This window comes from Streptomyces nanshensis (assembly GCF_001751255.1).
Taxonomy (GTDB): domain Bacteria; phylum Actinomycetota; class Actinomycetes; order Streptomycetales; family Streptomycetaceae; genus Streptomyces; species Streptomyces nanshensis_A.
The window spans coordinates 1-6,743 of the sequence record NZ_LJGW01000356.1; the positions used below are offsets into that span (position 1 = coordinate 1).

The following is a 6,743-nucleotide window of genomic DNA, read 5'->3' on the forward strand; positions in this document are numbered from 1 at the left end:
CGACCACGCGGCACAGCACAGCGCCCCCACGGCGAGCGTGAGCAGCGCGGCGGTCACCCCCGAACGCCCCGCAGGACCCGCGAAGTCGAGGCTGCCGGGCAGCACATGGGAGGACGAGGGCCCGAACAGCGCCAGGAAGACCCCCACGACCCCGGCGCCCGCCGCCGCCCCCGCGGGCAGCACCGCCCCCGTCATCCGCCCCGTGGCATACCCGGCCCCCACGGCGAGCACCGCGAGCAGCAGCCCCTCCGGCCTGGCGTCCCGCCCCGCCGCCGTGATCAGCGCCCAGCCCGCACAAGCCCCCAGCACGAGCACCCCGGTCACGTCCGCGGTGCCGTACTCCCGTACGTCCGACGCGGACGTCCCGAGCACAGGTGACGTCATCCTCGACCCCCCGAAACCTGCGCGCCCCGCGGCGGCTCCCCTCCCCGGGAGTGCGCGGAGTGCGACGACGCGCGTCAACGGTAGTGCGTGGCGGCCGGATTGTGGATGTCCCGTACTCGGCGGATGTGCTTTCCGTGAACACCTGAGCGAGAGCCGCACGTCCGGCACCGCGTAGGCTCGGGATCATGGCGACACCCGAATTCATCCGCCGCATCCGCGCCACCGCCGGCCACCAGCTCCTCTATCTGCCGGGCGTCAGCGCCGTCGTGTTCGACGACGAGGGGCGCGTGCTGCTCGGCCGCCGGGCCGACTCCGGGGAGTGGTCGATCATCGGCGGCATCCCCGAGCCCGGCGAGCAGCCCGCGGCGGCGGTGCTGCGCGAGGTGGAGGAGGAGACGGCCGTGCGCTGCGTCGCCGAACGCGTCGTCCTCGTACAGGCGTGGCAGGAGCCGGTCACCTTCCCCAACGGCGACGTCTGCCAGTTCATGGACATCTGCTTCCGCTGCCGCGCCACCGGAGGCGAGGCCCGGGTCAACGACGACGAGTCGCTGGAGGTCGGCTGGTTCTCCACGGACGCCCTGCCGCCCATGTCGGAGGGCATCCTGACCCGCATCAAGCAGGCGACGGGCGACGGCCCCACCTGGTTCGAGGGCATCGGCGCGGACTGAATCCCCGGCCCGCCCGGCGTTACGTTGGAACCGTGGACCGCTCGGGGGCGACGAGCCGAGGAGAGGACCATGACCAGCACGTTGGAGGGCCTCACGACACAGGGCGTGTCCCCCTGGCTGGACGATCTGAGCCGTGAGCGGCTCACCGGAGGCGGGCTCTCCCGCCTCGTGAGCGAGCATGACGTCAGGGGCGTCACCAGCAATCCCACGATCTTCGACAAGGCGATCCGCTCGGGCCCGTACTACGCCGCCCAGATCGCGGGGCTCGCGCGCCGCGGGGTGGAGGTGTCCGAGGCCGCCCGGCTGGTCACGGCGTACGACGTGCGCTGGGCCTGCGACGTGCTGCGCGGGGTGTACGACGGCGTCCGCGGCGGCGGTGCGGACGGTGCCGGGGGCCGGGGCGGCGCGCACCCCGGGGACGGCCGGGTCTCGATCGAGGTGGACCCGCGGCTGGCCCACGACTCCGAGGCGACCCTCGCCGAGGTCCGCCACCTGTGGTGGCTGGTCGACCGGCCCAATCTGTACGTGAAGATCCCCGCCACCCGTGAGGGACTGGGCGCCATCAGCGCCGCGCTCGCCGAGGGCATCAGCGTCAACGTCACGCTGATCTTCTCCCNCGACCGATACGACCAGGTCCTCGCCGCCTTCGTCTCCGGTATGGAGGAGGCACGCGCCGCCGGGCGCGATCTGACGGGCATGGCCTCCGTGGCGTCCTTCTTCGTCAGCCGCGTCGACACCGAGACCGACAACCGCCTGGACAAGAACGGCAGTTCACAGGCGCAGGCACTGCGCGGACGCGCTGCCCTCGCCAACGCCCGCCTCGCCTATGAGCACTTCGAGCGGGCCCGCGAAGGCGACCGCTGGCAGGCGCTCGAAGCGGCCGGAACGGCGCCGCAGCGTCCGCTGTGGGCCTCGACCGGCGTGAAGGACCCGTCCTTCGACGACACCCGCTATGTCACCGGGCTCGTCGCGCCCGACGTGGTGTGCACCATGCCGGAGCCGACGCTGCACGCGGTCGAGGACCACGGGGAGATCACCGGCGACACCGTCCACGGCACCTACGCGGAGTCGCAGCAGATCCTCGACGACCTCGAAGTCGCCGGCGTCTCCTACCACGATGTGGTGGCGACGCTGGAGGACGAGGGCGTCGCGAAGTTCGCCGACTCCTGGGAAGACCTGCTGACGACGCTGGACGGGGAGCTGCGGGCGGCGGCTCCGGACGCGGCGTAGACACCACCGGTTCCGCCCGCGCGACGGCGGCTGGTCGCGGGCCCGTGCCGCGGGGGAGACTCGACGGGGAGGGACGCCGTACGGACGCCGGGACGCGGGAAGTCACGGCCGTCGGGGGACGCGGCGTTCGCGGGAGAGCAGCGAGAGAAAGAGCGTCACGTGTCGGAGAGCCACGAGCAGCAGGGCGGGGAGCCGGCGTGCTGGCTCCACCAGGTGTGCGAGGAGTGCGGCAAGGTCCGTGAGGACGCCTCGCGTACGGCGTGCGAGCACTGCGGCCACGACCCCGTGACGCCCCGTCCGGTGCCCGCGGCCGCCGCCCGTTCCGGCCCCTCCCGCCGCCGCGACCGCGATCCCGAGGGCAGGGCCCGCAACGCGCGGCCCCGCGACGGACTGGGACGTCCGCTGCCGTACGGGCAGGAGGGCGTCGAGCGCCAGCCCGAGGGCGTGGTGCGCACACCTGACGAATCCCTGGACGAGGCACAGCAGTTGCTCGACGGCGGCATGCCCTTCCACGCCCACGAGGTGCTGGAGGACGCGTGGAAGACGGCACCGGAGGCCGAGGCCCCGCTGTGGAAGGGCCTGGCGCAGCTCGCCGTCGGCATCACCCACCTCGCGCGGGGCAACACCACGGGCGGGGCGCGGCTGCTGCTGCGCGGCACCGCGAACATCGACCCGTACCGGAGCGATGCGCCGCACGGCATCGACGTCGCCGGGCTCGCGGACTGGGCGCGTACCACCGCGGACGAGGCGAACGGCCCGGCGGACACCGGCAGTTCGGGCACAGGCGGTTCGGGTACGGGCGGTGCGGAGACCCGCGGCGCGGCGGAGCGGCCGCCGGCGGCCCCCAGGCTGCGCGCCGGGACCGCGCGGCCCCGCTGAACGGCGCTCGACGGCGGACCCCGGACCGGACCTCGTACGGAAGGCGGCGGGCCGCCCCGTACGTCACACCTTCCGGAAGTGGTAGGCCTCCTCGGCCGCCGCCGCGACGTCGTCCAGATCCGCTCCGCCCGCCGAGGCGACCACCGCCGCGATGGCCCCCTCGACGAGCGGGGCGTCCACGAGCCGTGTGTTCTCGGGGAGTTCGTCGCCCTCGGCCAGCAGCACCTTCACCGTCAGCACCGCGCTGCCCAGGTCGACGAGGACGGCCACACCGGCCCCCGAGTCGACGTTGTGCGCGGCGGCGCTGATGAGTTCCGCGCTGGTGCCCATGCCGCCGTCCGGGCCGCCGCCGGCGCCCTCCACCGGGGCGCTGTCCTGCCCGGCGGCGAGCCCGACGGCCAGGCGCGCGACGGAGTCCGCGACCTCTTTGCTGTGCGAGACGAGAACGATCCCGACCTGCCCGTGGGACTTCCCGGCCGCGGAGCGGTCGGCGGCCCCTCCGCCGGCGGCGGAAGGGTCCTGCTGCTCACTCATCGGCGACCGCCCCCGCCAGCGCGGTGAACAGCAGCGCGGACGAGGTCGCGCCCGGATCCTTGTGCCCGACGCTTCTCTCGCCCAGATAGCTCGCGCGTCCCTTGCGCGCCCGCATCGGCACCGTGGCGAGCGCCCCCTCGTCGGCGGCGGTGCGTGCCGCGCCGTACGGATCGGGACCGCCCGCGGACAGCGCCTCGACGCCCGGATAGAGCGCGTCCAGCATCGTCTTGTCGCCGAGCGCGGCGCCGCCGAGCTGGGCCACGGCGTCGACGCCGATGCGCAGCGCCTCCGCGAGCTGATCGCCCGTGACCCGTTCCGCGTCGCCCAGCGCCTTGCCCGTACGGCGCAGCAGCGTCCCGTACAGCGGACCCGAGGCGCCGCCCACGGTGGAGACCAACTGCCGCCCCGCGAGGATCAGTACGGCACCCGGCGCCGACGGCGGCTCCTTGCCCAGGGCCGTCACGACGGAGGCGAAGCCGCGCTGCAGGTTGGTGCCGTGGTCCGCGTCGCCGATGGCCGAGTCGAGCTCGGTGAGCTGGTCCGCTTCGCGCTCGACGGCGGCGGCAGCCGCGGTGAGCCAGCGGAAGACGGCGTCGGCGTCCAGCTCGTCGGTCAGGTCGGTCAAGACAACTCCCTCGTCCGAAGGGCCGAGGGCCGCTCCCGGAGCGGCGAGTGCGGCCCGGCCCGGTGCTCATGGCTCGTCATCAGCAACCCCAGCGAAGCCCCGGTGTGTTCACCGGTGCGTCGTACAGCCGCAGCATCTCCTCGTCGGCCCGGCACAGTGTCACCGAGGCTCCGGCCATGTCCAGCGAGGTGACGTAGTTGCCGACGAGCGTACGGGCGACCGGGACCCGGCGCTCGTCCAGGACGCGCTGCACCTCCGCGCAGAATCCGTACAGCTCGATCAGGGGCGTCGCGCCCATGCCGTTGACGAGGGCCAGCACGGGACCGTCCGGCTCCAGGTCGCTGAGGACGGCGTCCACCGCGAAGTCGGCGATCTCGCCGGAGGTCATCATCGGGCGCCGCTCACGGCCCGATTCGCCGTGGATGCCGATGCCCAGCTCCAGTTCGCCCGCGGGCAGGTCGAAGGTGGGGCTGCCCTTGGCGGGCGTCGTGCAGGGGGCCAGTGCCACGCCGAAGCTCCGGCAGGACTGGGAGACCTGACGGGCGATCGCCTCGACGCGCTCCAGCGGCGCACCCTCGTCGGCGAGGGCTCCCGCGATCTTCTCGACGAAGAGCGTGCCGCCGGTGCCGCGCCGTCCGGCCGTGAACTCGCTGTCGGTGACGGCCACATCGTCCTCGACGAGGACCTTGCCGACCTGGATGCCCTCGTCCTCGGCCAGCTCGGCGGCCATGTCGAAGTTGAGGACGTCGCCGGTGTAGTTCTTCACGATGAACAGGACGCCGTTGCCGCTGTCGACGGCCGCCGCGGCACGCGTCATCTGGTCGGGGACGGGGGAGGTGAAGATCGCTCCCGGGCACGCGGCGTCGAGCATGCCGCGTCCGACGAACCCGCCGTGTAGCGGCTCGTGCCCGGAGCCGCCGCCGGAGACCAGACCCACCTTGTCGGCCACGGGGGCGTCCCGCCGCACCACGATGCGGTTCTCCACGTCGACGGTCAGTTCGGGATGGGCGGCCGACATTCCCCGCAGGGCGTCCGCCACGACGTTCTCGGGCACGTTGATGAGCATCTTCATCGATACCTCCGAGTCAACACAGCACTGTCCCTTTGGCCAGTCTTACTACAGGTCAGAACCGATTTCGCGGCTGCGCGGTCCCGCCGCGAGGGCCGCGTGGAACGGTCCCCGCGCACCCCGTGCCGGACTCGGTCAGGTGCCGCGGAGCGTCCGCGGTCCGTGCCGGGACGCTCCGCCGGGGCCCGGGGCGTCACCCGGTACGGGCGCACCCCTACACCCTGCCGCACCGGAGGGCCGCTGCCGAGGTCCGCGAGCGCGCCGCGGCGGGTTGCGTGCACGCCTCCACGGCCGGTACGTCGGCGGGCGCACCGCGGGGCGTGCGTACGGACACCTCCGCGGGGCCGCGGACCGCAGAAGGCGGACGCCTCAGCCCAGTTCGAGACTCGTGACGCCGAAGACGCGCTCGGAGCTGACGGCCGGAGGCGTCCCCTTGTACATGCGGACGCTCTCGAAGCCGAGCTCCAGACCGCGGCTCGTCGCGATCGCGACCGCCGCCTCGTGGGATTCGGGGATGTCGACATAGACCTCGTCGTCCTGGCTGAGGTGTGCGGTGAGGGCGTCGAAGAGGGCATCGGCCGCCTCCGGGGTGTCGGCGAAGAGGGGGCCCACGCGGTGGCCGCTGCGGGCCTGCCGGATCACGCCGTAGCCGGCGGGGTCGCCCTCGCCGTCGAGGAAGACGCGCGCCCGGTGCCCGGGGGCGTTCAGCCACCGTTCCAGGAAGCCGCGGCGGGGCGCGGGGAAGCACTGCTCGTCGTACGCGGCGAGCGCCTCGAAGTGCTCCGGCGTCACCGGTACGACGGACGGCGAGGGCGCGGCGCCGCGGGCGGTGAGGCGGCCGCCGTAGCGGCCGGTGCGGTAGTCGGGCACGAAGCCCGAGCGGCGGTAGGTCGGCTCCTGTTCGAGGACGGCGTCCAGGCCGACGGTCCGCTCGCCGGCGTGCAGCACGGCCGCGTCCCAGGTGGCCTTGCCCAGGCCCGTACCGCGCAGGTCGCGGTGGACGAGGTAGTAGCCGAGGAAGGCGAAGTCGCCGGAGTAGTTGACGACGGAGACCGCCGAGACGGGGCTGCCGCCGCGGCGTCCGAGGAAGAAGCCCTCGGGGTCGGTGGGGTGGAAGCAGGCCGTGTCGCCCAGGCCCGGGTTCCACTGTTCCTCCGCCGCCCACTCCTCGACCTGGAGCCACTCCTGCGACGAGGCGCGGCTGACGCCGAGTTCGTCCGCGGCGTGGGAGGCCGTCTGGGAGATGCCTGCGGGGGAGTGCCGGTGCGGGGCGTCGTCGCCGAGAGGTGCCATGCCGTGCGTCTTCCTTTCCCTGTCGGGGGTGGTCGGCCGGCGGGCCGGGAACTCCGGCCCG

General features: G+C 73.8%; 7 protein-coding genes and 1 pseudogene. 3 read left to right on the forward strand and 5 right to left on the reverse strand.

Going from position 1 to position 6,743, the window contains the following annotated elements; genetic code table 11:
* A pseudogene (locus AN218_RS21240) lies at positions 1–384 on the reverse strand (O-antigen ligase family protein); the annotation flags it as partial.
* 185 nt (positions 385–569) lie between these two features.
* Between AN218_RS21240 and AN218_RS21245 the strand changes: the two are divergent.
* From AN218_RS21245 to AN218_RS21255, 3 genes are all read left to right on the forward strand, one after another.
* Positions 570–1,052 carry an NUDIX hydrolase gene (locus AN218_RS21245; RefSeq protein WP_070018493.1) on the forward strand — a complete coding sequence of 161 codons (483 nt, stop codon included), beginning with the start codon at positions 570–572 and terminating at the stop codon, positions 1,050–1,052.
* A gap of 69 nt (positions 1,053–1,121) precedes the next feature.
* Positions 1,122–2,282, forward strand: a complete 1,161-nt coding sequence (gene tal / locus AN218_RS21250; RefSeq protein WP_070018494.1) for a transaldolase — start codon at positions 1,122–1,124, stop codon at positions 2,280–2,282.
* A gap of 285 nt (positions 2,283–2,567) precedes the next feature.
* A complete protein-coding gene (locus AN218_RS21255; RefSeq protein ID WP_420856000.1) occupies positions 2,568–3,161 on the forward strand; it encodes a DUF309 domain-containing protein in 594 nt (197 codons plus the stop codon).
* A 63-nt stretch (positions 3,162–3,224) separates the two neighbouring features.
* Here AN218_RS21255 and AN218_RS21260 read toward each other — a convergent pair whose 3' ends face one another.
* The 4 genes from AN218_RS21260 to AN218_RS21275 form a co-directional block, all read right to left on the reverse strand.
* Positions 3,225–3,695: a PTS-dependent dihydroxyacetone kinase phosphotransferase subunit DhaM gene (locus AN218_RS21260; protein ID WP_079132421.1), complete on the reverse strand. Its 471-nt coding sequence runs from the start codon at positions 3,693–3,695 to the stop codon at positions 3,225–3,227.
* Positions 3,688–4,320, reverse strand: coding sequence for a dihydroxyacetone kinase subunit DhaL (gene dhaL / locus AN218_RS21265; protein WP_171908743.1), 633 nt, complete (start codon positions 4,318–4,320; stop codon positions 3,688–3,690). Before dhaL ends, AN218_RS21260 begins: the two co-directional genes overlap by 8 nt.
* Before the next feature lie 79 nt (positions 4,321–4,399).
* Positions 4,400–5,392: a dihydroxyacetone kinase subunit DhaK gene (dhaK, locus tag AN218_RS21270; RefSeq protein WP_070018495.1), complete on the reverse strand. Its 993-nt coding sequence runs from the start codon at positions 5,390–5,392 to the stop codon at positions 4,400–4,402.
* 366 nt (positions 5,393–5,758) lie between these two features.
* Complete coding sequence (locus AN218_RS21275; protein ID WP_171908744.1) at positions 5,759–6,682, reverse strand: GNAT family N-acetyltransferase; 924 nt, start codon at positions 6,680–6,682, stop codon at positions 5,759–5,761.
* Positions 6,683–6,743: the final 61 nt, after the last annotated feature.